General features: G+C 54.3%; 26 protein-coding genes. 11 read left to right on the top strand and 15 right to left on the bottom strand.

Translation table 11 applies throughout. The features are described from left to right. Window positions 1–5: 5 nt before the first annotated feature. The 4 genes from grxC to cysE all read left to right on the top strand — a co-directional run bounded on the left by grxC (window position 6) and on the right by cysE (window position 2673). A complete protein-coding gene (gene grxC, locus CTZ24_RS19700; protein WP_013511011.1) occupies window positions 6–260 on the top strand; it encodes a glutaredoxin 3 in 255 nt (84 codons plus the stop codon). Window positions 261–299: 39 nt separating this feature from the next. Beyond that, window positions 300–767, top strand: coding sequence for a protein-export chaperone SecB (gene secB, locus CTZ24_RS19695; RefSeq protein WP_021186120.1), 468 nt, complete (start codon window positions 300–302; stop codon window positions 765–767). Continuing rightward, window positions 767–1786, top strand: a complete 1020-nt coding sequence (gene gpsA, locus CTZ24_RS19690; protein WP_208724413.1) for an NAD(P)H-dependent glycerol-3-phosphate dehydrogenase — start codon at window positions 767–769, stop codon at window positions 1784–1786. The genes secB and gpsA overlap by 1 nt, the downstream gene beginning before the upstream one ends. 68 nt (window positions 1787–1854) lie before the next feature. Next, window positions 1855–2673 carry a serine O-acetyltransferase gene (gene cysE, locus CTZ24_RS19685; RefSeq protein WP_013511008.1) on the top strand — a complete coding sequence of 273 codons (819 nt, stop codon included), beginning with the start codon at window positions 1855–1857 and terminating at the stop codon, window positions 2671–2673. Here cysE and trmL read toward each other — a convergent pair. The 3 genes from trmL to cpxR are packed head-to-tail and all read right to left on the bottom strand — an operon-like array spanning window position 2670 to window position 5250. Then, complete coding sequence (gene trmL, locus CTZ24_RS19680; RefSeq protein WP_208724412.1) at window positions 2670–3143, bottom strand: tRNA (uridine(34)/cytosine(34)/5-carboxymethylaminomethyluridine(34)-2'-O)-methyltransferase TrmL; 474 nt, start codon at window positions 3141–3143, stop codon at window positions 2670–2672. The genes cysE and trmL overlap by 4 nt on opposite strands. 35 nt (window positions 3144–3178) lie before the next feature. Beyond that, entirely contained in the window at window positions 3179–4555 is a 1377-nt protein-coding gene (gene cpxA, locus CTZ24_RS19675) for an envelope stress sensor histidine kinase CpxA (protein ID WP_021186123.1), read from the bottom strand. Beyond that, on the bottom strand, window positions 4552–5250 hold the full coding sequence (cpxR, locus tag CTZ24_RS19670; protein WP_013511005.1) for an envelope stress response regulator transcription factor CpxR: 699 nt from the start codon (window positions 5248–5250) through the stop codon (window positions 4552–4554). The genes cpxA and cpxR overlap by 4 nt, the downstream gene beginning before the upstream one ends. 149 nt (window positions 5251–5399) lie before the next feature. On the opposite strand from cpxR, the gene cpxP reads away from it, so the two are divergent. From cpxP to CTZ24_RS19645, 5 genes are all read left to right on the top strand, one after another. Continuing rightward, on the top strand, window positions 5400–5909 hold the full coding sequence (gene cpxP, locus CTZ24_RS19665) for a cell-envelope stress modulator CpxP (RefSeq protein ID WP_208724411.1): 510 nt from the start codon (window positions 5400–5402) through the stop codon (window positions 5907–5909). Between the two features lie 178 nt (window positions 5910–6087). Beyond that, complete coding sequence (gene fieF / locus CTZ24_RS19660) at window positions 6088–6990, top strand: CDF family cation-efflux transporter FieF (protein WP_208724410.1); 903 nt, start codon at window positions 6088–6090, stop codon at window positions 6988–6990. 208 nt (window positions 6991–7198) lie between these two features. Further along, window positions 7199–8161 (top strand): 6-phosphofructokinase, encoded by a 963-nt coding sequence (gene pfkA, locus CTZ24_RS19655; RefSeq protein WP_084877898.1) that lies wholly within the window; start codon window positions 7199–7201, stop codon window positions 8159–8161. A gap of 142 nt (window positions 8162–8303) precedes the next feature. After that, the gene (locus CTZ24_RS19650; protein WP_208724409.1) at window positions 8304–9293 is read left to right on the top strand and encodes a sulfate ABC transporter substrate-binding protein; all 990 of its coding nucleotides are present in this window, start codon (window positions 8304–8306) and stop codon (window positions 9291–9293) included. A 129-nt stretch (window positions 9294–9422) separates the two neighbouring features. Next, on the top strand, window positions 9423–10178 hold the full coding sequence (locus tag CTZ24_RS19645) for a CDP-diacylglycerol diphosphatase (protein WP_208724408.1): 756 nt from the start codon (window positions 9423–9425) through the stop codon (window positions 10176–10178). Between the two features lie 41 nt (window positions 10179–10219). Here CTZ24_RS19645 and tpiA read toward each other — a convergent pair whose 3' ends face one another. The 3 genes from tpiA to fpr all read right to left on the bottom strand — a co-directional run bounded on the left by tpiA (window position 10220) and on the right by fpr (window position 12549). Beyond that, entirely contained in the window at window positions 10220–10987 is a 768-nt protein-coding gene (gene tpiA / locus CTZ24_RS19640) for a triose-phosphate isomerase (protein ID WP_013510999.1), read from the bottom strand. Window positions 10988–11107: 120 nt separating this feature from the next. Continuing rightward, window positions 11108–11698, bottom strand: a complete 591-nt coding sequence (locus tag CTZ24_RS19635) for a YiiQ family protein (protein ID WP_208724407.1) — start codon at window positions 11696–11698, stop codon at window positions 11108–11110. A 104-nt stretch (window positions 11699–11802) separates the two neighbouring features. After that, window positions 11803–12549 carry a ferredoxin--NADP(+) reductase gene (gene fpr, locus CTZ24_RS19630; protein WP_208724406.1) on the bottom strand — a complete coding sequence of 249 codons (747 nt, stop codon included), beginning with the start codon at window positions 12547–12549 and terminating at the stop codon, window positions 11803–11805. 290 nt (window positions 12550–12839) lie between these two features. Here fpr and emrD point away from each other — a divergent pair, with 290 nt between their 5' ends. Further along, window positions 12840–14036: a multidrug efflux MFS transporter EmrD gene (gene emrD / locus CTZ24_RS19625; RefSeq protein WP_208724405.1), complete on the top strand. Its 1197-nt coding sequence runs from the start codon at window positions 12840–12842 to the stop codon at window positions 14034–14036. Here the strand turns inward: emrD and glpX are convergent. The 3 genes from glpX to CTZ24_RS19610 all read right to left on the bottom strand — a co-directional run bounded on the left by glpX (window position 14026) and on the right by CTZ24_RS19610 (window position 17519). Further along, window positions 14026–15036, bottom strand: coding sequence for a class II fructose-bisphosphatase (gene glpX / locus CTZ24_RS19620; RefSeq protein WP_208724404.1), 1011 nt, complete (start codon window positions 15034–15036; stop codon window positions 14026–14028). The genes emrD and glpX overlap by 11 nt on opposite strands. Window positions 15037–15131: 95 nt before the next feature. Then, window positions 15132–16646: a glycerol kinase GlpK gene (glpK, locus tag CTZ24_RS19615; RefSeq protein ID WP_208724403.1), complete on the bottom strand. Its 1515-nt coding sequence runs from the start codon at window positions 16644–16646 to the stop codon at window positions 15132–15134. A 30-nt stretch (window positions 16647–16676) separates the two neighbouring features. Further along, entirely contained in the window at window positions 16677–17519 is an 843-nt protein-coding gene (locus CTZ24_RS19610; RefSeq protein WP_208724402.1) for an MIP/aquaporin family protein, read from the bottom strand. Window positions 17520–17949: 430 nt separating this feature from the next. Between CTZ24_RS19610 and zapB the strand changes: the two genes are divergently transcribed. Beyond that, window positions 17950–18189, top strand: a complete 240-nt coding sequence (zapB, locus tag CTZ24_RS19605; RefSeq protein ID WP_208725598.1) for a cell division protein ZapB — start codon at window positions 17950–17952, stop codon at window positions 18187–18189. Between the two features lie 59 nt (window positions 18190–18248). On the opposite strand, the gene rraA is transcribed toward zapB, so the two are convergent. From rraA to priA, 6 genes are all read right to left on the bottom strand, one after another. Continuing rightward, the gene (gene rraA, locus CTZ24_RS19600) at window positions 18249–18734 is read right to left on the bottom strand and encodes a ribonuclease E activity regulator RraA (protein ID WP_013510991.1); all 486 of its coding nucleotides are present in this window, start codon (window positions 18732–18734) and stop codon (window positions 18249–18251) included. Window positions 18735–18884: 150 nt separating this feature from the next. Then, window positions 18885–20216, bottom strand: coding sequence for an ATP-dependent protease ATPase subunit HslU (gene hslU, locus CTZ24_RS19595; RefSeq protein WP_208724401.1), 1332 nt, complete (start codon window positions 20214–20216; stop codon window positions 18885–18887). Window positions 20217–20227: 11 nt separating this feature from the next. Continuing rightward, complete coding sequence (hslV, locus tag CTZ24_RS19590) at window positions 20228–20758, bottom strand: ATP-dependent protease subunit HslV (protein ID WP_071883917.1); 531 nt, start codon at window positions 20756–20758, stop codon at window positions 20228–20230. Window positions 20759–20846: 88 nt separating this feature from the next. Continuing rightward, window positions 20847–21725 carry a cell division protein FtsN gene (gene ftsN, locus CTZ24_RS19585; protein WP_208724400.1) on the bottom strand — a complete coding sequence of 293 codons (879 nt, stop codon included), beginning with the start codon at window positions 21723–21725 and terminating at the stop codon, window positions 20847–20849. Between the two features lie 152 nt (window positions 21726–21877). Beyond that, entirely contained in the window at window positions 21878–22909 is a 1032-nt protein-coding gene (cytR, locus tag CTZ24_RS19580) for a DNA-binding transcriptional regulator CytR (protein ID WP_208724399.1), read from the bottom strand. Between the two features lie 167 nt (window positions 22910–23076). After that, a complete protein-coding gene (gene priA / locus CTZ24_RS19575) occupies window positions 23077–25275 on the bottom strand; it encodes a primosomal protein N' (RefSeq protein ID WP_208725597.1) in 2199 nt (732 codons plus the stop codon). Window positions 25276–25293 lie beyond the last annotated feature (18 nt).

Below are 25293 nucleotides of genomic sequence, written 5' to 3'. Positions count from 1 at the left end.
ACTGCATGGCTAATGTTGAGATTTACACCAAAGCGACCTGCCCCTATTGCCACCGGGCAAAGGCGTTGCTGAATCAGAAAGGTGTGACGTTTCAGGAGCTTCCTATCGATGGGGATGCGGTGAAACGTGAAGAGATGATTCAACGCAGCGGCAGAACGACGGTGCCACAGATCTTTATTGATGCGCAGCACATTGGTGGCTGCGATGATCTCTTTGCGCTGGATGGGCGCCAGGGACTTGATCCCTTATTACAGGCATAACTTACGGCCACACAATTCTAACTCACAGGATTTTGTAACATGTCAGAACATAGCACCAACGAAATGCAGTTCCAGATTCAACGTGTTTACACTAAAGACGTCTCTTTCGAAGCGCCAAACGCGCCTCAGGTGTTCCAGAAAGAGTGGGAACCGGAAGTGAAGCTGGATCTGGACACCGCGTCCTCTCAGCTGGCTGATGAAGTCTATGAAGTGGTGCTGCGTGTGACCGTGACCGCCAGCGTCGGCGAAGAAACTGCATTCCTGTGCGAAGTTCAGCAGGCGGGTATCTTCACCATCAGCGGTATCGAGGGCACTCAGATGGCGCATTGCCTTGGTGCATACTGCCCGAACATTCTGTTCCCGTATGCGCGTGAATGCATCACCAGCCTGGTTTCTCGCGGTACTTTCCCGCAACTCAACCTGGCGCCAGTCAACTTTGATGCGCTGTTCATGAATTATCTGCAACAGCAGCAGAGTGAAGGCGACGCACCACATCAGGATGCCTGATGACTACACGCAACGCTTCAATTAGCGTCCTCGGTGCCGGCTCGTACGGCACCGCACTCGCCATCACGCTGGCGCGCAATGGCCACCCGGTTTTGCTCTGGGGCCATAACCCTTCAAGTGTCGCGCAACTTCAGTCCGACCGTTGCAACACCGCTTTTCTGCCCGATGTACCTTTCCCCGACAATCTCGTTCCTGAAGCGGACTTAGCCCAAGTGGTTAACGCCAGCCGCGATCTGCTGGTGGTAGTGCCGAGCCATGTCTTCGGTGACGTTCTGATGCAACTTAAGCCACATTTACACGCAGACTCACGTATTGTCTGGGCGACGAAGGGGCTGGAGAAAGAAACCGGGCGTCTGTTGCAAGATGTGGCGCGTGAAATCCTGGGGGATGATATCCCGTTGGCGGTGATCTCTGGACCGACCTTCGCCAAAGAACTGGCGGCAGGTTTACCCACAGCCATCGCACTGGCCGCGACGGATGCGCAGTTTGCTGACGATTTGCAGCAAAAGTTGCATTGCGGGAAAAGCTTCCGGGTGTACAACAACCCCGATTTTATCGGTGTGCAACTGGGCGGTGCGGTCAAAAACGTCATTGCTATCGGCGCAGGCATCTCTGATGGTATCGGCTTTGGCGCGAATGCCCGCACGGCGTTGATTACCCGTGGCCTGGCGGAGATGAGCCGACTTGGCGCTGCTCTCGGGGCCGATCCGACCACATTTATGGGGATGGCGGGGCTTGGCGACCTGGTATTGACCTGTACCGATAATCAATCACGCAACCGTCGTTTCGGCATGATGCTGGGACAGGGTGAGAACGTGGATGAGGCGCAACGCATTATCGGACAAGTTGTAGAAGGTTACAGAAATACCAAAGAAGTCAGAGCATTAGCTGCGCGTATTGGTGTGGAGATGCCAATAACCGAGCAGATTTATCAGGTATTATATTGCGAAAAATCAGCGCGAGAGGCAGCATTGAGTTTACTTGGTCGTGCACGGAAGGACGAAAACAGCCAAAGCTGAAGCAGCATGCCCAGCCTTATCACCTGGAGCGCCCCATCTGGCGCTTTTTTTATCGGGAGTACACAGCAATGTCGTCTGAAGAGTTAGAACTGGTCTGGAACAACATCAAAGCAGAAGCCAGAGCGCTGGCTGATTGTGAACCCATGCTGGCCAGTTTTTTCCATGCGACGTTGCTCAAGCACGAAAACCTCGGTAGCGCGCTCAGCTACATGCTGGCGAACAAACTGGCTAACCCGATTATGCCTGCCATCGCGATTCGCGAAGTGGTGGAGGAAGCCTATCGCGAAGACCCGTCGATGATCGTGTCGGCTGCATACGACATCCAGGCGGTGCGCCAGCGTGATCCGGCGGTCGACAAGTATTCCACACCGCTGCTGTACCTGAAAGGCTTCCACGCCCTTCAGGCTTATCGCATTGGCCATTGGTTGTGGAAGGAAGGTCGCCGTGCGCTGGCCGTCTATCTGCAAAATGAAATCTCGGTTTCTTTTGCTGTCGATATTCACCCGGCAGCGCGCATTGGTCATGGCATCATGCTCGACCACGCCACTGGCATCGTTATCGGTGAAACCGCAGTGGTGGAGAACGATGTCTCTATCCTGCAAAACGTCACGCTGGGTGGTACCGGCAAAACCAGCGGCGATCGCCACCCGAAGATTCGTGAAGGGGTGATGATTGGTGCGGGTTCTAAAATTCTTGGCAATATTGAAGTGGGACGCGGGGCCAAAATTGGTGCCGGTTCTGTGGTGCTCCAGTCGGTGCCGCCGCATACCACCGCAGCAGGCGTTCCGGCACGTATTGTCGGTAAGCCTGCCAGCGATAAGCCTTCGATGGATATGGACCAACACTTCAATGGCTCGCCGGGTTTTGAATACGGCGACGGCATCTAGCTCTTGATCAGTGCGCCAGCATAATCCAACTGGCGCCACGCTTCGTATACCACCACTGACACCGCGTTCGACAGATTCATGCTGCGACTTTCCGGCATCATCGGGATGCGAATCTTATGCTCCGGTGGCAGCGCGTTAAGAATGTCGGCGGGTAAGCCACGGCTTTCCGGTCCAAACACCAGATAATCCCCCGCCTGATAGCGTACGGCGCTGTGCGCCGGGGTGCCTTTGGTCGTGAGCGCAAACAACCGCTGTGGAGCTTCAGCCGCAACGAATGCTGCGTAATCGGTATGATGTTTGATGGCGGTGAATTCGTGGTAATCCAGCCCGGCACGACGCAGACGCTTATCATCCCAGCCAAAACCCAGTGGGTGAATCAGGTGCAGCTGAAAGCCTGTATTGGCGCAGAGACGGATGATATTGCCGGTGTTAGGCGGGATTTCAGGTTCAAATAAAACGATGTTTAGCATAAGGCCCCCGGGAACGAGGGCCGAAGCATAACAAATTATTGCCGGGCGGAGTACAACGGTAACCAGAGCGTCAGACGCAGACCACCAAGTGGGCTGTCATCGGCTTTCACCCAACCACGATGTTGTTGCACCGCGGTTTCGACGATAGCCAGACCGAGGCCGGTGCCACCAGATTCACGATCGCGTGCCTCATCAGTGCGGTAGAACGGGCGGAAAATTTGCTCACGATCTTCCGGGCTAACGCCTGGGCCATCGTCATCTACATGAACGGTAATGCCCTCGATATCCACCGAGAAACTGACGCTGATGTGGGTGTGCGAATAACGCAGCGCATTGCGTACAATGTTTTCCAACGCACTTTCCAGCGCATGGGGGTTGCCATACAGAGGCCAGGGTCCCGGCGGATAGGGCACATCCATACGTTTACCCATCTGCTCCGCTTCGAATTTGGCATCTTCCAGCACATCATTCCACAGCTGATTGGCTTTCATCGCTTCGCTGACTAACGCGTTTTTATGCTGGGTGCGCGACAGCACCAGCAGGTCGTTAATCATCCCATCCAGACGCTGGGCTTCGGTTTCAATACGCTCCAGTTCTTTGCCTTCTCCGTGACGTCGGCGCAGAAGCGCGGTGGCTAATTGCAAACGCGTGAGCGGTGTACGTAACTCATGGCTGATGTCCGACAGCAGGCGTTGTTGGGCCGTCATCATGCGCTCAAGTGCGCTCACCATCTGGTTGAAGCTTGAACCCGCGGCAAGAAACTCCTGCGGTCCCGATTCCAGTTCCGGGTGTTGCCGCAAGTTTCCGCTCGCCACTTCATCCGCGGCATGCTTAAGCTTGCGCGCCGGGCGCGCCAGACTCCATGCCAGCCACAACAATAGCGGGGAGCTGATCAGCATGGTGACGATGAGCAGCAGCAACGGACGATCAAACAACAGATTGACGAAATCGAGTTGTGAACTGGTGGCGGGACGGATGAGATACAGCTGGTAGTTATCTTCGCCATCACGCACGGCAAAGGGACCGACCATCTCAACCCGTCCATACTTTTTCTTCTGCGGATGATCTGCATTGTCGGACTGACCAATAAAGTTGCGGATAACCTGCATTTCGTTGTGCTGGGCACCAATTACGCGCCCTTCACTGGTCACCAGCAGCAGCCGTTGGCCTGGCGGTGCCCATTTCTCAATTGCGCGGAATAACCGACGCCACCACATCAAATCATTCGGTGGGTCCTGCGACAGTTCTGCTTCAACATGCTGTTCAATCATGATGCCTTGCCGCTGCTCACTTTCCAGCAGCGAGGTCATCTGACGCGAGTCGAGTTTAGGTACCATTAATACCAGCATCAACACCAGCGCCAGGGTAAGCCAGAAGATGGCGAAGATGCGGGTGGTCAAACTTCCAATCATGATGCCGAAACCATCAGGTAGCCACGTCCGCGCAGGGTTTTAAACCACGGATGACCATCACGACGTTCCGGTAATTTACGACGTAGGTTAGAAATATGCATATCGATGGCACGATCAAACGGTGTCAGGCGCTTACCCAGCACTTCCTGGCTGAGATGTTCGCGTGAAACCACCTGGCCAAGATGCTGTGCCAGCAGATAAAGCAGGGTGAACTCAGTACCGGTGAGATCCAGTGTTTCATTATCGAAACTGGCCTCCTGGCGACCCGGATTCAGGCGCAAGCAATCCACTTCCAGCGTTGGCGAGCTGTTGTCGTGCTGCTGTTGCTGCTCACTCCAGTTGGAACGACGCAGAATGGCACGGATACGCGCGACTAATTCACGATCGTTAAAAGGTTTTGGTAGATAGTCATCCGCGCCCAATTCAAGGCCAAGGACGCGATCCAGTTCACTCCCGCGGGCGGTCAACATAATCACCGGAGTCTGGTGTTGCTGACGTAGTTCTTTCAGCGTATCGATGCCGTTCTTTTTCGGCATCATGACATCAAGCAGCAACAGGTCTACGGTGTTATCAAGAAGGTTGAGTGCCTGCTCGCCATCGCTGGCAACCATTACCTCAAAACCTTCCATCTCAAGCAGTTCTTTAAGCAGCGAAGTCAATTCGCGGTCATCATCAACCAACAGGATCTTATTCATTTTTTATTGCCCTCCGCAGGCAAAATACCGTGTTCCTATGTCGCCAATCCAACGCTTTACGTAGTTTTACACCCCCTGACGGATGTTTGCAGCTATCGCCGTACACTAGCCCTCGTTGAATCGCAAAACGGAACGAACTGGGGGTAACGATGCGCAACTTAACCGCCGTCGTCATTGCCTCAGCGATGGTTCTCAGTTACGTCAGCGCAGGAGCTGCGGAGACGACGATTGACGAGATGCATCAAAATGGCGGATTGACGACAGGCAGTATGACGCAAAATCCGCAAAGCCACATGTTTGATGGCATTGAATTGACTGAACAGCAACGGCAACAAATGCGAGACCTGATGCAACAAGCGCGACTGGAGCGTCCTGCTGTCAGCTTTCAGGATATAGAGGCCATGCATGACCTTGTCATTGCAGACAAATTTAACGAATCGGCCATCCGCTTGCAGGCAGAAAAAATTGCCCAAGCCCAGGTAGAGCAAAACATTGTGATGGCTCGGGTTCGTAACCAGATGTACCACCTGCTAACGCCTGCCCAGCAAGCGACAGTGCAGAAGAATTATGAGCGGCGTCTTAATGAAATGCGCCGGCTCGCAGAATTGCAGCCATCATCACCGCTGCAAGCAGTGAGTAGTACCAGCAGTAACCAGTAACATAGTATCCCTGTTTTCCTTGCCATAGACACCATCCCTGTCTTCCCCGCCATGATGGCGGGGTTTTTTTTATCTGCTGATTAAGCTCCCTAATAAACGGCCAATTCAGGCAGCGTTAACCCGCAAATGATAAACTTGTGCCATTCAGAGATGACGCGGGCGTCCGTGAGGCATTGGTATGGAAAACTCTTACGCAAAACTGGTGAAGCGTGCAGCACTGGCTGCCACGGTGATGGCAATATCGTTACTCGTGGTGAAAATTTTTGCCTGGTGGTACACCGGTTCGGTCAGCGTGCTGGCGGGCCTGGTCGATTCACTGGTAGATATCGCCGCGTCACTCACCAATTTGCTGGTGGTGCGTTATTCACTGCAACCTGCTGATGAGGACCATACTTTTGGTCACGGTAAAGCCGAATCACTGGCCGCGCTGGCGCAAAGCATGTTTATTTCGGGTTCGGCATTGTTCCTGTTTCTGACCGGTATCCAGCATCTGGCCTCACCCGAAACCCTGCATGCGCCGTTGGTGGGTATTGTGGTTACGTTGATTGCGCTCGGTTCTACGTTGGTGCTGGTCACTTTTCAACGCTGGGTAGTAAGACATACCCGTAGCCAGGCGATTCGCGCAGATATGTTGCATTACCAGTCTGATGTGATTATGAACGGTGCGATTCTGATGGCTCTGGGGTTAGCCAGCTATGGTTTTGCGCGGGCTGATGCGTTGTTTGCGCTGGGGATTGGCATATATATCCTTTATAACGCGTTGCGCATGGGCTATGAGGCGGTGCAGTCGTTACTGGATCGCGCTTTACCAGAAGAAGAACGTCAGGCGATCATCGGTGTGATTGCCAACTGGCCCGGCGTACGTGGCGCACATGATCTGCGCACCCGTCAGTCCGGTCCAACGCGCTTTATCCAGCTGCATCTGGAGATGGATGATCACCTGCCGCTGGTTCAGGCACATAAGGTCGCCGATCAGATTGAGCGGGCGATACGCGACAAGTTTCCCGGTTCAGATGTGATTATCCACCAGGACCCTTGTTCGGTAGTGCCAGAAAATCAACAAGGCTTTTTCCAGTTTTAATACTTAACAATCATGCCGTTACGTTATAAAAATGACGTAACGCTAACAACTTTGTAAAAAAATAGCGAAAACTTGTCTGACCTGAATCAATTCAGCATTCAGCCTTTGATATACTATCTCACAACTATAAGGCCGTGCGATCGCGAGCTGGTTAGCGCAGAGGCACTGGCGAGAATAATCCCTAGCTTTGAACAATCCAGAGGTTGTCATGATCAAAAAAATCGGAGTACTGACCAGCGGCGGCGACGCCCCAGGCATGAACGCAGCCATTCGCGGAGTCGTACGTTCCGCGCTGAGTGAAGGACTTGAAGTTTTTGGTATCTACGACGGCTATCTGGGACTCTATGAAGACCGGATGATCAACCTTGATCGCTACAGTGTCTCCGACATGATCAACCGTGGTGGTACCTTCCTCGGCTCTGCGCGTTTCCCGGAATTCCGTAACGAAGAAGTCCGTCAGGTTGCCATCGAAAATATGAAAAAGCGCGGGATTGATGCGCTGGTGGTGATTGGCGGTGACGGTTCTTACATGGGTGCTAAGCGCCTGACAGAAATGGGTTTCCCGTGCATTGGCTTGCCGGGCACCATTGATAACGATGTGGCCGGTACTGACTACACCATCGGTTATTTCACCGCGTTGGAAACCGTCGTTGAAGCGATTGACCGTCTGCGCGACACCTCTTCTTCACATCAACGCATTTCGATCGTAGAAGTGATGGGCCGCTACTGTGGTGACCTGACGCTGGCGGCGGCAATTGCTGGCGGTTGTGAGTTCATCGTGCTGCCAGAAATTCCGTATACCCGTGAAGAACTGGTTGCCGAAATCAAAGCCGGTATCGCCAAAGGTAAAAAACATGCCATCGTGGCGATCACTGAACATATCTGTGATATCGACGATTTGGCGCATTACATTGAAGCGGAAACCAAACGCGAAACGCGTGCGACCGTACTGGGCCACATTCAGCGTGGCGGCGCGCCTTGCGCTTATGACCGCATCCTGGCGTCGCGTATGGGGGCTTACTCTATCGAGCTGCTGTTGCAGGGCTACGGTGGCCGCTGTGTCGGCATCCAGAACGAGAAGATGGTGCATCATGACATCATTGACGCGATTGAAAACATGAAGCGTCCGTTTAAACGTGACTGGCTGGATACCGCGAAAAAACTCTACTAATCAAAAAATCAGGCGCGTTATTGAACGCGCCTTTTTTATCTCTGCTTATATTCCCCTCGGTTATAACAGCTTATTTTTAATTCTTTAATCCGTGGATTAGTTTGTGTCAGTCTTGTTCTATAACGACTTCGGAGAGCAAGCAATGAACAAGTGGAGTATTGGTGTCACCCTGTTACTGGCTTCTACCAGTGTTCTGGCAAAGGATATTCAGCTGTTAAACGTGTCTTACGATCCGACGCGTGAACTGTATGAACAGTACAACAAAGCGTTTAGCGCACATTACAAACAGGAAACCGGCGACAACGTGGTGATCCGCCAGTCACACGGAGGGTCTGGCAAACAGGCCACCTCGGTCATTAACGGAATCCGTGCTGACGTGGTGACGCTGGCGTTGCAGTCCGACGTTGATGCCATTGCCGAGCGAGGCCGTATTGATAAGAACTGGATCAAACGCCTGCCAGATAACTCTGCACCTTACACCTCTACCATTGTCTTCCTGGTGCGCAAAGGGAACCCGAAAGGGATCCACGACTGGGGCGATTTAATCAAACCGGGTGTCTCGGTGATTACACCAAACCCGAAAACCTCCGGTGGCGCGCGCTGGAACTATCTCGCGGCCTGGGGCTGGGCATTAGATCAGAACAACGGCGATCAGGCTAAAGCTCAGGCGTATGTCAAAGCGCTGTTCAAGAACGTTGAAGTGCAGGATTCCGGTGCGCGAGGCGCGACCAACACCTTTGTAGAACGTGGCATTGGTGACGTGCTGATCGCCTGGGAAAACGAAGCTTATCTGGCGGTTAACAAGCTGGGTAAAGATAAGTTTGAAATCATCACCCCGAGCGAATCGATCCTCGCAGAACCCACGGTGTCGGTGGTGGATAAAGTGGTAGACGAGCAGGGCACACGCAAAGTCGCTGAAGAGTACCTGAAATATCTCTACTCGCCGGAAGGACAGACCATCGCTGCGGAAAACTTCTACCGTCCACGCGATGAAGCGGTGGCGAAGAAATTTGCCAGCACCTTCGCGCCGGTAAAACTGTTTACTATCGACAGCAAATTCGGTGGCTGGGATAAAGCACAGAAAACCCACTTCTCCGATGGCGGTACTTACGATCAGATTATGAAACCGTAATCGTTTTGCCATCGTCTTATAACGGTCAGCGTAAGCTGGCCGTTTTGCTTTTCTGGCGTGGTGAAAGTCCGTGACATTCGTCACGCGACAGGCGAGGATGCAGGCAGATGATGAACAGAGGATCGAGCCATGCAGGGAAGCCGCCGTGCCCTGAGTCTGATTATCTTACTGCTTGCCGTTGTGGTTGCCGGTTTATTGCTGGCCGCCGGACACTTCCAGAAAAATTCTAATGCCTTGTGGAAAATCATCAGCGAGAAGTGCCTGCCAGGCATGACGCAAAAAGGCAACCCCGCACCCTGTCAGCGGGTGGATGTGGCAAAAGGTTACGTTACGCTGAAAGATCTCAATGGCCCTTTGCAATATCTGCTGATGCCAATCGAAAAAATCACCGGAATGGAAAGCCCACTGTTGTTGAACCCGAACACGCCAAATCTGTTTGCGGATGCCTGGGGTGAGCGGGTATTGCTGGCACAGCGCCGTGGTAAACCTATTGAGGATAGCGCGCTATCGCTGGCGATTAATTCGCAATATGGCCGCACGCAAAATCAGCTACATATTCATATTTCTTGCTTGCGACCAGATGTGCGTCAGCGGCTGGATTTGCTGGCTCCACAGCTTAACGAGCAATGGCAAAGTGAAGTGCTGCAAAACCACCGTTATCAGATCCGTACCCTGACAGCTACGCAACTGGCACAGCAGAGTGTTTTTATTCGTCTGGCAACGGAAGTCCCTGACGCCCGTTCGGAGATGGGTAAATACGGCATGGCGCTGGCTGCGTTACCGGATGGTCGTCTGGCGTTGATGGCAATTGAACGTAACTGGACCCGATTAAATAGCGGCTCGGCAGAGGAATTGCAGGATCATCGCTGCCAGATTCTGCAATAAAAAAGGCGGCTCATCAGCCGCCTCGTCAGATATCAGAATACTCAGGCGTTTTTCGCTGCCGCTGCGGCTTTGACGATCACGGCAAAGGCGTCAGCTTTCAGCGATGCACCACCAACCAGCGCACCATCGATGTCCGGCTGAGTAAACAGCTCTGCGGCATTTTTATCGTTTACAGAACCGCCGTACTGAATGATAACCTGAGCAGCAACTGCGGCATCTTTCTTCGCAATATGGTCACGAATAAATTTGTGTACCGCCTGCGCCTGCGCCGGAGTGGCTGACTTGCCGGTACCAATCGCCCATACTGGTTCGTAGGCAATCACGGCACCCTGGAAGGCTTCCGCACCCTGAGTTTCCAGCACTGCATCGATCTGACGTGCGCAGACTTCTTCTGTTTTGCCTGCTTCGTTCTCTGCGTCAGTTTCACCAATGCACAGCACCGGTACCAGACCTGCGGCTTTCAGCACAGCGAATTTCTTCGCGATAAATTCATCGCTTTCTTTGTGATAAGTACGACGCTCAGAGTGGCCGATGATGATGTATTTAGCACCGATATCCTTCAGCATGTCAGCTGAAGTTTCGCCGGTGAAAGCACCAGACAGGTTGACGTCCACGTTCTGAGCACCCAGCGCAATGTGGCTACCGGAAATGGCATGTTTCGCCTGGCCAAGGTAGAGTGCCGGTGGCGCAATTGCCACGCCGCAACCCTCAACACCTGACAGCTCTTTACGCAAACCTGCGATCAGCTCTTCCGTCATGTGCTTGCTGCCGTTCAGTTTCCAGTTACCCATAACCAGTGGATGTCGCATTCTTTCCTCCGCATAACGCGATTCATGAAATAGCGCTGCTCAGTGGCAGCGATGTCTGCCAGACAGTATAGAGATCAAATATGCTGCTGGCTTTGCTTTTCGTCATTTTTGCCGGGGTGATCAGGGGGTGGCGAGTGCCAGTTTTATCGGCTCGACGGCGAAGGTCAGACCCTTGTCGCCATTGTCGGCAACGACAAAACGCAACGCCCCTTCATTACGGGCAAAATAGCGTGAACCTTTGCCTGCACTGAGCAGCGAATCGAGTTTTTTGCGTCCATCTTCCGCTGATAAGCCGGGAGAGAAAAAGCGTAGCAGGGCAGTCATGTAGGCCATCGCCTTTTCCTGGGCATTCTTCTCGTCGGGACCGGGTAGCGGGAGCCAGGTAATTTGCAGGGTTTTGATCTTCCCGGTGCCTTGCTCCAGGGCCGTGGAGGCGTACAGCGTTTCGTTGATTTTGCTGGCAGCACGCGTCAGATTGCTTTTGTCATCGCGACTGTCGATAGCGCGATACTCCAGCAACTGCAAGTCAGGATTGGCGGCATTGTACTTTTCACGAAACTGCGCAATGGTCATATCAAAGGTGGGTGCACCAGGGAGCAAATAGGGGGCAGCAGGCAGATGATCGCTGCGATCCTGTGGTGGTGCGTCTTCTGCCCAGACGGGAAATGTCAGTGCGAGGCTGAGCAGCAACGCGCCTGGCAAATTCTTCATTGCTTCGGTCCTAACCCAATAACGTAGCCCACGATTAGAACGGTTTTTACCGGCGAAAGTCAAAACCCACGCCGGTAAAAAACTGTCATTATTCGTGGCGAATCTTACCAGTAGTGTTCGCTGCTCATATGCCCGGGTTTACGTTTGAAATGTTTACGCATATCGCGGCTGTCTTTCAGCAATTGTTGGGTGTCGCGTACCATTTGCGGATTGCCGCACAACATGATGTGACTGCTCTCGGCATCCATCGATAACCCGACCGACCGCTCCAGTTCCCCACTTTCGATCAGCTGAGGGACCCGTCCGTGCAGCGAACCTGCAATCTGTTCACGGCTGACCACCGTCTCAATGCGTAATTTGCCCTGATAACGTTGCTGCAATTGCTGCATCAGGGGCAGAAAACTGAGATCGGCGGCAAAGCGAGCCGCATGCACCAGCACGATATTCTCAAAACGTTCCAGTCCGTCCCCTTGTTGCAGAATCGACAGATAGGGACCGATCGCGGTGCCGGTTGCCAGCATCCACAGCGTCTGACAATCGGGGATCTCATCCAGCACAAAAAAACCGGAGGCTTCTTTGGTCACCATCAGCTGATCACCGGGACGCAGTGCCTGGAGCCTTGGGCTGAGTTTGCCTTCTGGTACCGTCACCAGATAGAACTCCAGCAGCGGGTCCTGCGGTGCATTGACGTAAGAATAGGCGCGCTGCACGCGTTCACCGTCGATTTCCAGCGCCAGTTTGGCAAATTGCCCGGCAATAAAAGGATCGATCGGCGCCCGCACGCGCAGGCTGAACAGGGCATCGGTCCAGTTTTTCACCTCTTGTACTTCAGCATTGACCCACTCTGCCATGCTCACTCCTTATTGTTGATTTTTCAGGCATGTCACTATCTTCGTCAGCAGCCGGGAAGATTTCCAGTCTCTACGGGGGTAAATGGCTCTCAGCGACAAATGCAGCGCACTCAGCTTCAACTGTAGCGGACGCTTTACAAGCTGGTGTCGCAGCTTGACGATGATCGGGCAACGGCTTTGTACTCAACCCTCGCTTTGTCATCGAATCCTGATATTTTTGCCGCCATTCATGACAGCCAGCCTTTTTTACTGCTGTCTTTACTTTGTTTATCAGGCAGACATTTTGTTCCATGTTGATATCTAAAACGGAAAACCGCCTGCTGCTGTTGATGCTGATTGTGCTGGTCGCTGTCGGACAGATGGCGCAAACCATCTATGTACCCGCCATGGCAATCATGGCGGATGCGCTCAGCGTGCACAGTGGCGCGATGCAGCAGGTGATGGCGGGCTACTTAATGACCTATGGTGGATCGCAACTGATCTATGGTCCGCTGTCAGATAGCATCGGGCGGCGACCAGTGATCCTTGCCGGGATGACGATCTTTGCTGCGGGCGCGTTGATCGCATTGTTCGCTCCCTCGCTGCATATCCTGGTGCTGGGCAGCGCGATTCAGGGATTGGGTACCGGCGTGGCCGGTGTGATGGCGCGTACCATGCCGCGCGATTTGTATGCCGGTGTGGCGTTACGGCAGGCCAATAGCTTACTGAACATGGGAATTCTGGTCAGTCCGCTGCTGGCCCCGGTGATCGGGGCGCTGCTGACCAAATTATTTGGCTGGCATGCCTGTTTCGCTTTCCTGCTGTTGTTGTGCGTTGGCGTGACGCTGGCGATGGCGCGCTGGTTACCGGAAACCCGACCGACCGAAACGGCGGTGACACCTTTTATGCGGCGCTACGCCACCCTGCTCAGTGATGGTAACTTCGTCCGTTATCTGCTGCTGCTGATTGGCGCGCTGGCGGGTATCGCGGTATTTGAAGCCAGTTGTGGCGTGCTGCTGGGGGGTGTGCTCGGTCTGGATGGTTTGACGGTCAGTATCCTGTTTATTCTGCCGATCCCGGCGGCTTTCTTTGGTGCCTGGTTTGCCGGGCGCGAGCAGAAATCCTGGCACATGCTGATGTGGTATGGCGTAAACAGTTGCCTGCTGGCAGGCTTGATGATGTGGGTGCCGTCCTGGTTTGGCGTGATGAACATCTGGACGTTGCTGGTGCCTGCGGCGCTGTTTTTCTTCGGCGCAGGGATGCTGTTTCCGCTGGCAACTTCCGGCGCGATGGAGCCGTATGCGTGGCTGGCTGGCAGCGCCGGTGCGCTAATTGGCGGTTTACAGAACCTCGGTTCCGGTCTGGTGGCGTGGCTGTCAGCGTTGATGCCGCAGCGCGATCAGTTCAGCCTCGGCATGCTGATGTTCGTTACAGCGCTGGTGATGTTACTGTGTTGGTGGCCGCTCTCACGCCATCCCGAGAGCGGCAAGCAGACGGTTACAGGATAAACGGATGCAGCGCCGCGTCTTTACGGTCCAGATAATGGATCGACTGGATGCGGCGAATGGTACGGGATTTACCGCGAATCAGCAGGGTTTCGCTGGTGGCGATGTTACCTTTACGGGTAATGCCTTTAAGTAAGTCGCCGGTAGTGATGCCGGTGGCGGCAAAAATCACGTTATCGTTACGCGCCATTTGTTCCAGGGTCAGCACTTTACCCGCTTCAATGCCCATCGCGGCACAGCGTTGCAATTCCTGCTCACCAAGGCGGCGATTCTCCTCGCTGTCACCTTTGACCTGATGGCGCGGCAGCAAACGCGCCTGCATATCGCCATCCAGTGCACGGATCACCGCGGCGGATACCACACCTTCCGGCGCACCGCCAATGCCATACATGACATCGACTTCGCTGTCGGGCATACAGGTCAGAATCGATGCTGCGACATCGCCATCCGGGAAAGTAAACACACGTACACCGAGTTGCTGCAACTGCGCAATCACCGCATCGTGGCGCGGTTTCGCCAGAATCGACACCGTTAGCTGACTGAGCGCTTTGCCCAGCGCTGCGGCGATATTCTTCAGGTTAGTTTCCAGCGGTAGATTGAGATCGATAGCGCCTTGTGCGCCCGGTCCGACAATCAATTTTTCCATGTACATATCAGGTGCATGCAGGAAGCTGCCTTTATCACCCACTGCCAGTACTGCCAGCGCATTGGCCTGGCCCAGTGCGGTCATACGCGTACCTTCAATCGGATCGACGGCGATATCGACGGCATCACCCTGGCCGGTTCCGACTTTTTCGCCGATGTACAGCATAGGCGCTTCATCGATTTCGCCTTCACCGATCACAATCTGGCCGTCGATATTGATGGTGTTCAGCATAATACGCATGGCGTTGACAGCAGCGCCGTCGGCAGCATTCTTGTCGCCGCGTCCTAACCAGTGATAGCCCGCCAGCGCGGCGGCTTCGGTAACGCGGGAAAATTCAATCGCGAGTTCTCGTTTCATGGTCTGCACCTGACAAAAAACAGGCGGGCAGTGTAGCACAGCGGGGAAAAGCGGCGGGAAAAACCCGCGGCAGGGAGCCGCGGGTCGAAGGGGCATTACTCGTCCTGTTCTTCCCAGGCCTGAGAGCGAGCCACGGCTTTCTTCCAGCCAGCGTAACGGAAATTACGCTCGGTGGTTTCAATGCTCGGACGAAATTCACGTTCAATGACGGCTTTGGAACGCACTTCTTCCAGGTCATTCCAGAAACCGACCGCCAGACCGGCCAGATACGCTGCACCCAACGCGGTGACTTCACGCACTTCCGGACGCTCCACACGGGTGCCAAGGATATCGGCCTGGAACTGCATCAGGAAGTTGTTGGCAACGGCACCACCATCCACGCGCAAAGATTGCAGGCGGGTGTTAGCGTCGTTCTGCATCGCTTCCAGCACATCACGCGTCTGGAAGGCAATCGACTCCAGGGTGGCGCGAATAATGTGGTTACCGTTAACACCACGGGTCAGACCGAAAATGGCACCGCGAGCATACGGGTCCCAATACGGAGCACCGAGGCCGGTAAAGGCGGGCACCATATATACGCCGTTGCTGTCTTTGACTTTCTGCGCGAAATATTCGGAGTCAGCGGCATCGCTGAACAGCTTCATCTCGTCACGCAGCCACTGAATCGCCGCACCACCGATAAACACCGCACCTTCCAGCGCATAGTTCACTTCACCACGCGGGCCACAGGCGATGGTGGTCAACAAACCGTGGGTCGAGGTTACCGCTTCAGTGCCGGTGTTCATCAACATAAAGCAACCGGTGCCGTAGGTGTTTTTCGCCATACCCGGTTGAACGCACAGTTGGCCGTACAACGCTGCCTGTTGGTCACCCGCAATACCTGCGATTGGAATACGCGTACCGCCTTTACCACCAATGTTGGTCTGGCCGTAGATTTCAGATGAACCTTTTACTTCTGGCAACATTTCACGCGGAATGTCGAGGATTTCGAGCATACGCTCATCCCACTCCAGTTTGTGAATGTTGTACATCATGGTACGAGAGGCGTTGGTGTGGTCGGTGATGTGCACACGGCCCTGGGTCATTTTCCATACCAGCCAGGTATCCACCGTACCGAACAGCAACTCGCCACGTTTTGCACGCTCACGCGCACCTTCAACGTTATCGAGAATCCACTTCACTTTGGTGCCGGAGAAGTAGGGGTTAATCACCAGACCGGTGGTGTGCTGGATATACTCTTCCAGACCCTCTTTCTTCAATTTATTACAGTAATCCGCAGTACGCGGATCCTGCCACACGATGGCGTTATAAACCGGGTTGCCGGTGGCTTTATCCCAAACGATGGCGGTTTCACGTTGGTTGGTAATACCAATGGCGGCGATTTCGTCCGAACGGATGTTAGCGTGAGCCAGCACTTCAACCAGGGTTGAACTTTGTGATGCCCAAATATCCATCGGATCATGCTCAACCCAACCCGCTTTCGGGTAGATCTGAGTGAATTCGCGCTGAGAGACGGCGACGATGTTCGCGTCGTGGTCCAGTATCACGGCGCGTGAACTGGTTGTGCCCTGGTCGAGCGCGACGATGTATTTTTTATCTGTCGTAGTCATATGATTTTCCTGATGATCTAAATGTGAAACTTAGGCTTTACGCTGCTCAGCATGCGCAACCGGACTTTCTGACTTGCTGGTTGCTACGCTCGGCAGGTGTCGTGCAATCAGAGCGCGGTAACCAAAGGCACCGAGACAGGCACCGACCAGCGGGCCAAAAATCGGAACCAGGAAGTAAGGAATATCTTTGCCACCGGTGAAGGCGACGCTACCCCAGCCTGCCAGCCATGCGAAAACTTTCGGGCCGAAATCACGCGCCGGGTTCAGGGCGAAGCCAGTGAGCGGACCCATTGAACCACCAATCACAGCAACCAACAGACCAATCAGCAGCGGGGCCATTGGGCCACGCGGCACACCGTTACCGTCATCGGTCAGCGCCATGATGACCGCCATCAGCACGGCGGTAATAACCATCTCAACCAGGAATGCCTGACCTACACTGATATGAGGGTTGGGATAGGTTGAGAAGATCCCTGCCAGTTGCAGACTGTCTACGCTGCCGCGCACCATCTGATGGCTTTGCTCGAAATCGATAAACAAACTGTAGTAAAGACCGTAGACCAGCGCCGCCGCACAGAACGCACCGGCAACCTGCGCCACAATGTAAGGCAGCACTTTGCGGCCTTCAAAGTTGGCGAACAGGCAAAGCGCTACGGTCACTGCTGGATTGAGATGAGCGCCTGAAACCCCAGCACTCAGATAAACCGCCATGGAGACAGCTAAACCCCAGATAATACAAATCTCCCATTGACCGAAGCTGGCTCCGGCAAGTTTCAGAGCAGCGACACAGCCCGCGCCGAAAAAGATAATCAAACCGGTACCAAGAAATTCGGCGATGCACTGACCTGTTAGCGTATTCGTTGTCTGACTCATAATGGCATTCCTGAAGCGAGGTTAAATTTTATCAGTTGTTGTTCTCAATCCGTTGAGTCACCCAGCTCTCTTGTAGGGCTGCTGTAAATTTATCGTTAACGAGCATAAACGAGAAATAGCGAAATTGAATTCTGTGTGGTCTGTCATAAAAATGCGCGTTTTCGCGTTTTTTGCGGTTTTTTAAGCACTATTTCCCCTACAGCCAATAAGGAATTTCTCGGCGAGATGGAAAATATGCTCCTTGTGGCGCTTTTTTTTAGGCATTAACTGAAAAGTGTTACAGACTTCCTTCGCAAGCCTTGCGCCGCTGGACTTGCCGGGGCGCGCTACATACAATCGGGACATCGTTGCTGGCCACGTCATGGACGGGCGCGCGTTGCGTCTGGTCAGCACCATCAACGCCTTGCAAGATTTAGGAGAGGTCAGAAAGATGTCATTTGAAGTGTTCGAAAAACTGGAAGCGAAAGTACAGCAGGCGATTGATACCATCACCCTGTTGCAGATGGAAATCGAAGAGCTGAAAGAGCAGAACAATCACCTGAAGAATGAAGTACAGCAATCTTCAGGCAATCAGGATGCGCTGGTGCGTGAAAATCAGCAGCTGAAAGAAGAACAGCATGTGTGGCAGGAGCGTTTACGCGCACTGCTGGGAAAAATGGAAGAAGTCTAAGCGTACTTTGAACGGCTTATCACAACGGGTGCTGATGGCACCCGTTTTCGTTTCCGATGCTATTCGATATCAAGCGCGTCTTCAGACAGGATCATACCGGTATTGTCGGCGTAGAGATGATCGCCGGAAAAGAAAGTCACGCCACCAAAGTTGACGCGCACATCGCTCTCACCGATACCTTCACCAGCGGCACCCACCGGGATGGCTGCAATCGCCTGAATACCAAGTTCCAGCTCTTCCAGTTCGTCGACCTGACGCACCGAGCCGTACACCACAATTCCTTCCCACTCGTTTTGTACTGCCAGGCGTGCCACCTCGGCATCAACCAGCGCGCGACGCACCGAGCCGCCGCCATCGACCAGCAGGACTCGACCCCGGCCATTCTCTTCCAGCAGGTCATACAACAGGCCGTTGTCTTCAAAACATTTCACTGTGGTTATCTGGCCACCGAATGAAGTGCGTCCACCAAAGTTCGAAAAAAGCGGTTCAACAACGTTCACTTCTTCATGGTAGATGTCGCAGAGTGCAGATGTATCGTATTTCATAGTGATGTCGTCTGTTTGCCACAGGAGCGGTAAGTATATCGCTATCTGGCAAGTGTTGGCAAAATCATCACCTGCTAAAAAAAGCGCTACATCAATATCCTGTGCAAAAAAAAGCCCGGCACAGTGGCCGGGCTTCGTTGAAGCGATGACTTACAGGATAAAGCGGCTAAGGTCTTCGTCAGCCACCAGTTGGTCAAGATGCTTACCAACATATTCAGCGTCGATGGTGATGGACTCACCGTTACGATCGCTGGCGTCGTAGGAGATATCTTCCATCAGACGCTCCAGCACGGTATGCAGACGACGCGCACCGATATTCTCGGTGGTTTCGTTGACCTGCCATGCGGCCTCGGCGATACGACGGATACCATCCTCGGTGAAATCAACGTTCACACCTTCGGTCGCCATCAGCGCTTTGTACTGTACGGTGACAGAGGCGTTCGGTTCAGTCAGGATGCGCTCGAAATCATTCACCGTCAGTGCCTGCAATTCCACACGAATCGGCAGACGCCCCTGTAATTCCGGGATCAGGTCCGACGGACTGGCCACCTGGAATGCACCCGAAGCAATAAACAGGATATGGTCAGTTTTCACCATGCCGTGTTTGGTCGAAACGGTGCAGCCTTCTACCAGTGGCAGCAGGTCACGCTGAACACCTTCACGCGAGACATCCGGGCCAGACGTCTGGCCGCGTTTACAGATTTTGTCGATCTCATCGATAAACACGATGCCGTGTTGTTCAACGGCTTCGATGGCGTCCTGTTTCAGCTCTTCCGGGTTCACCAGTTTGGCGGCTTCTTCTTCAATCAGCAGCTTCAGGGCATCTTTGATTTTCAGCTTACGCGGCTTCTGCTTCTGACCACCCAGGTTCTGGAACATGGATTGCAACTGGCTGGTCATCTCTTCCATACCCGGCGGTGCCATGATCTCCACACCCATTGGTGCGGCAGCCAGATCGATCTCAATTTCTTTATCGTCCAGCTGACCTTCACGCAGTTTCTTGCGGAAAGCCTGGCGTGCGGCTGAAGGTTCCGAGGCGTGCTCTGGCTGGCCCCAGTTATTTTTGGCCGGCGGGATCAGCACGTCGAGAATGCGCTCTTCTGCCATCTCCTCGGCACGGTATTTGTTCTTCTCAATCGCCTGAATGCGCACCATTTTCACGGCCGCGTCAGTCAGATCGCGAATGATGGAGTCCACTTCTTTCCCGACGTAGCCAACTTCGGTGAATTTGGTGGCTTCCACTTTGATGAACGGCGCATGAGCCAGTTTAGCCAGGCGACGGGCAATTTCGGTTTTACCGACACCGGTCGGGCCGATCATCAGAATGTTTTTCGGGGTGACTTCATGACGCAGCTCTTCGTCGAGCTGCATACGACGCCAGCGGTTACGCAGCGCAATCGCCACAGCACGTTTTGCGCCGTCCTGGCCGATAATAAAGCGATTCAGTTCGCTGACAATCTCGCGGGGAGTCATCTCAGACATGGTTTTGATCCTTACGCCTTAGACGGTAATTCTTCGAAGTTAACGTTATGGTTGGTGTAGATGCAGATATCACCCGCGATATCGAGCGCTTTCGCCACGATATCCTTAGCACCCAACTCAGTATTTTCCAGCAGGGCGCGTGCTGCGGCCTGGGCGTAAGGTCCACCCGAACCGATGGCAATCAGATCATTTTCTGGTTGGATGACATCACCGTTGCCGCTGATGATCAGTGAAGCCGATTCGTCAGCCACTGCCAGCAGCGCTTCCAGACGACGTAGCATCCGGTCGGTACGCCAGTCTTTAGCCAGCTCAACCGCAGCCTTCACCAGATGACCCTGGTGCATTTCCAGCTTGCGTTCGAACAGTTCGAAGAGGGTGAAGGCATCTGCGGTGCCGCCAGCGAAACCGGCAATCACTTTGTCGTTGTAAAGACGACGCACTTTTTTAACGTTGCCTTTCATTACGGTATTGCCGAGAGTAGCCTGGCCATCACCGCCAATCACTACCTGGCCGTTGCGTCGCACACTTACTATTGTTGTCACGGGCAGACCCCTTGTTGCAGTAGAAAAGGACTCCGCGCACCGGGCGCGGAGTATCATGCAACCTGATATGGGGTAAATTGAGAGGGTTTCAACCCCCCAATGCGAGGGGAATACAGTTTCCGTGACCGGAACTGTGCAGGCGTTTTACGGTGCTGTCAGCGCTGCTGCGATCTTTAAATGGCCCAATGACCACGCGATTCCAGCCGCCACCGGTAGTGATCCGGCTTTCAAAACCTTCGAAAGCGAGCGCGGCGCGAGCAGACTCGGCCTGCTCGGTGCCTTTGAATGAACCACACTGCACCATCCAACGTTGTGACGGCGCTTTCTCGACGGGTTTCGCCTTCACCGTTTCCTGTGGCCGGGTTTGCGGCTCTGGCTCACGGGTAATCGGAGCGGGTTGCTGGCGGGTTACCGGCTGTTGCTGTTGGGCTTGCTGCTGACGTTGCAACTGTTGTTGCTGAACCTGCTGCTGACGCTGCAATTGTTGCTGCTGTTGTTGGCGCTGCAACGTTTGTTGACGTTGCGCCGGAGTTTGTTCATTCCACGGCACTTCATTCAACTGGGTTGGCTGCTGACGCATATCTGCCTGCATCTGTTCCAGTAGCTGGCGTTGTTCATCGGTCAACTGCGTTTGTGATTGTATTCCGCCACCTGCTGAAGGTTCAGTGGGGGTAGGGACAGTGAGCTGACGATTCTCCAGCTCTTTGATGTATTTCCAGCGCTCTTCCGGCTTCGGCGGTAAGCCATTACCGGCTGCTTTATGGTCCGGGATAACCGGTGACTCTTCTTTCTTATGATGGGAGATGAACCATAAGCCACCGGCAAAGGTGACCAGTACAGCCGCAGCCAGTACGATCATCAGTTTGGAGGTGCCAGAACCGCCCTTACTTTTCTTGCTGCGGCCTGTGCTTTTTTTGCGACGCGTCCCTGTTGAACGCCCGCGGCCTACGTAATCTCTTTGTGCCACTCTCGTTCTGATACCCTTTAAAAAATGCGGGCCTGTAAATGTGCTGTTAATTGCCCGGCAAGGAATGCGCCATGTTACTCAAGGGCTGGAACTTTGACCAGCGAAGACTGCCTTAAGAATCCGCTGAAAATGCGCTGTAAAGGTAGTCATTTTTAACGTTTTGCGACAGGGGCGGTGCTGCCACGCACACGTAATTCCGCATCGAGCAAGCGTGAACCATTGTTGACGCGCTTGCCTTGTAACTCATCCAACAGCAACAACATCGCTTCACGGCCAATATCAAAGCGCGGCTGAGCAACAGTGGTTAACGGGGGATCGTAATATTGCGCCAGTTCGATGTCGTCGAAACCCACCACGGAGAGATCCTGAGGGATACGCATACCCAGCTTGCGAGCCTGGTTCATGGCACCCAGCGCCATCAAATCGCTATGACAAAACAGCGCTTTTGGTGGGTTAGGCAAACTCATCAGCTGCTTCAGCGCCGTGGCTCCGGCTTCAAAGGTAAAATCACCGTGCACAATCAGCGTGGGATCGACCGGGAGATTACTGCGCCGCAGCGCCTGGATGTAGCCCTGTAAACGGTACTGGCACAATGGAACATGTTCTGGACCGGTAATGCATGCAATCTGGCGATGGCCCAGTTGCAACAGGTGATTCACCGCCTCGAAAGCGGCGGTCAGGTTATCGATATGCACCGTAGGCAGCGCCATTTCAGGTGCGAATTCGTTACCCATCACCATTGGCGGCAGGTTACGTTGATCTTCAACCCCCGCCTCAAACGGCAGTTGTGAACCGAGTAGCACCATGCCATCAATCTGACGCGTCAGCATCAGGTTGAGAAAGGTTTTTTCCTGCTGGTTCTGGTGGGCGCAATCGCCAATTAACACCAGGTAACCCTCTTGCGCCGCGGTCACTTCTACGCCACGGATAATCTCGCTGAAAAAGGGATCACAGATATCCGGCACGATGACGAGGATAGTTTGTGTTTCACCGCGTTTGGCGTTGCGCGCCAGACCGTGAGGTGCATACCCGACGGCAATCACTGCCTGTTCCACCTTCTGTCGGGTGGCTGCCGAGACTTTTTCCGGGTTCATCAACGCACGAGAAACCGTGGCGGTCGAAACGCCCGCTTTCTCAGCCACATCTTTCATGGTGGCGGTGGTTGAGGGTTGCTTCTGGTCCAACGTTTTACTCCTGACGCGGTACGGCGCGTTGAATTTCTGACTAAAGGCGGGCATCTGTCGGGTCGGCACTATTGTTAACCGAACCGCGGGCAGTGTTGTTACTTAATTTGCATAAAAATTGTGACTTGTGCGACTTTTTTCGATCCGCCTCGCAGATATGACGCGACTCAGCTCTCAGTCGGGTCAATATCCAGCGTCCATTTGACTTTGCGGGCGGCGGGTAACGTTGAGAGCAGTGGCAGCGAGCTACTCAGCAGCTGTTGCAGCCGTTTGCGCGATGGGTGTTGCAGCAACAGCTGCCAACGCCAGCGGCCACTGCGCTTGGGTTGCAGCGCCGGAACGGGTCCCATCAGCCACAGCGCCTGATCTTTCAACGGGCTGGCCTCGATCAGGTTACGTAACTGATTGAGAAACTCGGCGGCCTGCTGGTTATCCATATCTTCGGCGCGAAATAGCGCATGGCTGGTCCACGGCGGTAGATGCACAGACTGACGCTCCAGTAGCGCCTGCTCGGCAAAGGCAAAATAACCACGATGCAACAGGGTTTGCAGCAGCGGATGTTCCGGGTGGTGCGTCTGCAACAGCACTTCTCCCTGTTTACCTGCACGGCCCGCGCGGCCTGCAACCTGAGTATAGAGCTGTGCGAAACGTTCAGCGGCGCGGAAATCGGCGGAGAACAGCGCGCCATCAACATCTAACAACGAAACCAGCGTAACATCCGGGAAATGGTGGCCTTTTGCCAGCATCTGCGTGCCGACCAGAATGCGTGCGCCACCGCGATGCACATCCGCCAGGTGTTGCTCCAGCGCGCCTTTGCGGCTGGTGGTATCACGATCGATGCGGGACACCGGCACGCCGGGAAATAGCGTACCGAGCTGCTGTTCTAACTGCTCGGTTCCGACACCCACCGGCATCAAGTGGGTTGATCCACATTGTGGGCACTGATGCGGCAACGGGCGTTGACTGTCGCAATGGTGGCAACGCAGCTGACGATGGTGCTGATGCAGCGTGTAGTAGCGATCGCAGCGTTGACACTCGGCTAGCCAACCACAGTCGTGGCACATCAGGGCCGGTGAGAAGCCCCGGCGGTTGAGGAACAACAGTACCTGATTATTTGCCTGTAAATGCTGACGCATTTTGCCCAGCAGGGCTGGGGCCAGACCGCCTTTCAGTTGTTGTCCTTTCAGATCAATCAATTGCTGCAACGCCGGTTTAGCGTTACCGGCGCGTTTGGTGAGGTTGAGCTGACGATATTTGCCGTTGCGCACGTTGTGCAGCGTTTCCAGCGCGGGCGTGGCCGATCCCATTACAATCGGGATATCTTCCTCATGGGCGCGAAACACCGCCAGGTCGCGCGCCTGATAACGCCAGCCTTCCTGCTGTTTATAGGAACTGTCGTGCTCTTCATCAATAATGATCACGCCGGGACGTGCCAGCGGCGTAAACAGCGCCGATCGTGTGCCAATCACAATCGCGGTTTCACCACTGCGCGCCCGCAGCCAAACGGCGAGGCGCTCGCTGTCATTCAGCGCCGAGTGCAGCACATCAATCGGCGCATCGAAACGTTCACGAAAGCGGGCGATGGTTTGCGGCGTCAGGCCAATTTCCGGCACCAGTACCAACGCCTGTTTACCGCGCGCCAGCACGTTTTCCAGCACGCTCAGGTAGACCTCCGTCTTCCCTGAGCCGGTGATCCCGGCCAGCAACCAGGCAGCATAGCGATCGTCTTCGCTGCGAATCGCGCCGACCGCCATGGCCTGATCGGTGTTAAGCCGCAGCCTCTCCCCTTTAACGGCAAACGTGTCCCGCCAGTCGTGTAATGGCGCAGCGTGCTCACGCAGATCACACAAGCCTTTGGCACGTAGTGCCTGCAAGGCCGCATCGGTGAGATCGTGGTCGCCAATCTGATGACGATAGAGTGGCTGCTGGCGCAGTGCCGCCAGCGCCTGCTGCTGTTTGCGGGCGCGTTTCAGGCTATCCAGCGCCACTTCACGCCCGGCGTCATTGATTACCCATTGCCACAGCGGGGCTTCCTGCGCAGGTTTGCCCAGGCGCAACAGCACCGGCAAGGCATGGTTCAACACTTCGCCCAACGGGGAGTGATAATACTGCGCTGCCCACTGCAAAATGCGCCACAGCGCGGGTGAATAGAGGCTGCTGTCATCCAGCAATTCATCAATCTGCTTTAGTTGTGTCAGGGGCAGGTCGCTGGTTTCGCGTATGCCGACCACAATGCCCACCATTTTCCGGTTGCCGAATGGCACACTGACGCGCACGCCTGTCACCGGCAGCGGTGCATCGGCAGGCAGCAGGTAGTCAAACAGGCGAGGCAGCGGAACGGGCAGGGCAACCTGAACAACGGGCATGTCGATCTCTATCCGGTT

Source organism: Pantoea phytobeneficialis, from assembly GCF_009728735.1.
Taxonomy (GTDB): domain Bacteria; phylum Pseudomonadota; class Gammaproteobacteria; order Enterobacterales; family Enterobacteriaceae; genus Pantoea; species Pantoea phytobeneficialis.
The sequence above is the reverse complement of the archived record's forward strand: the minus strand, read 5'-3'. Positions and strand labels throughout refer to the sequence as shown.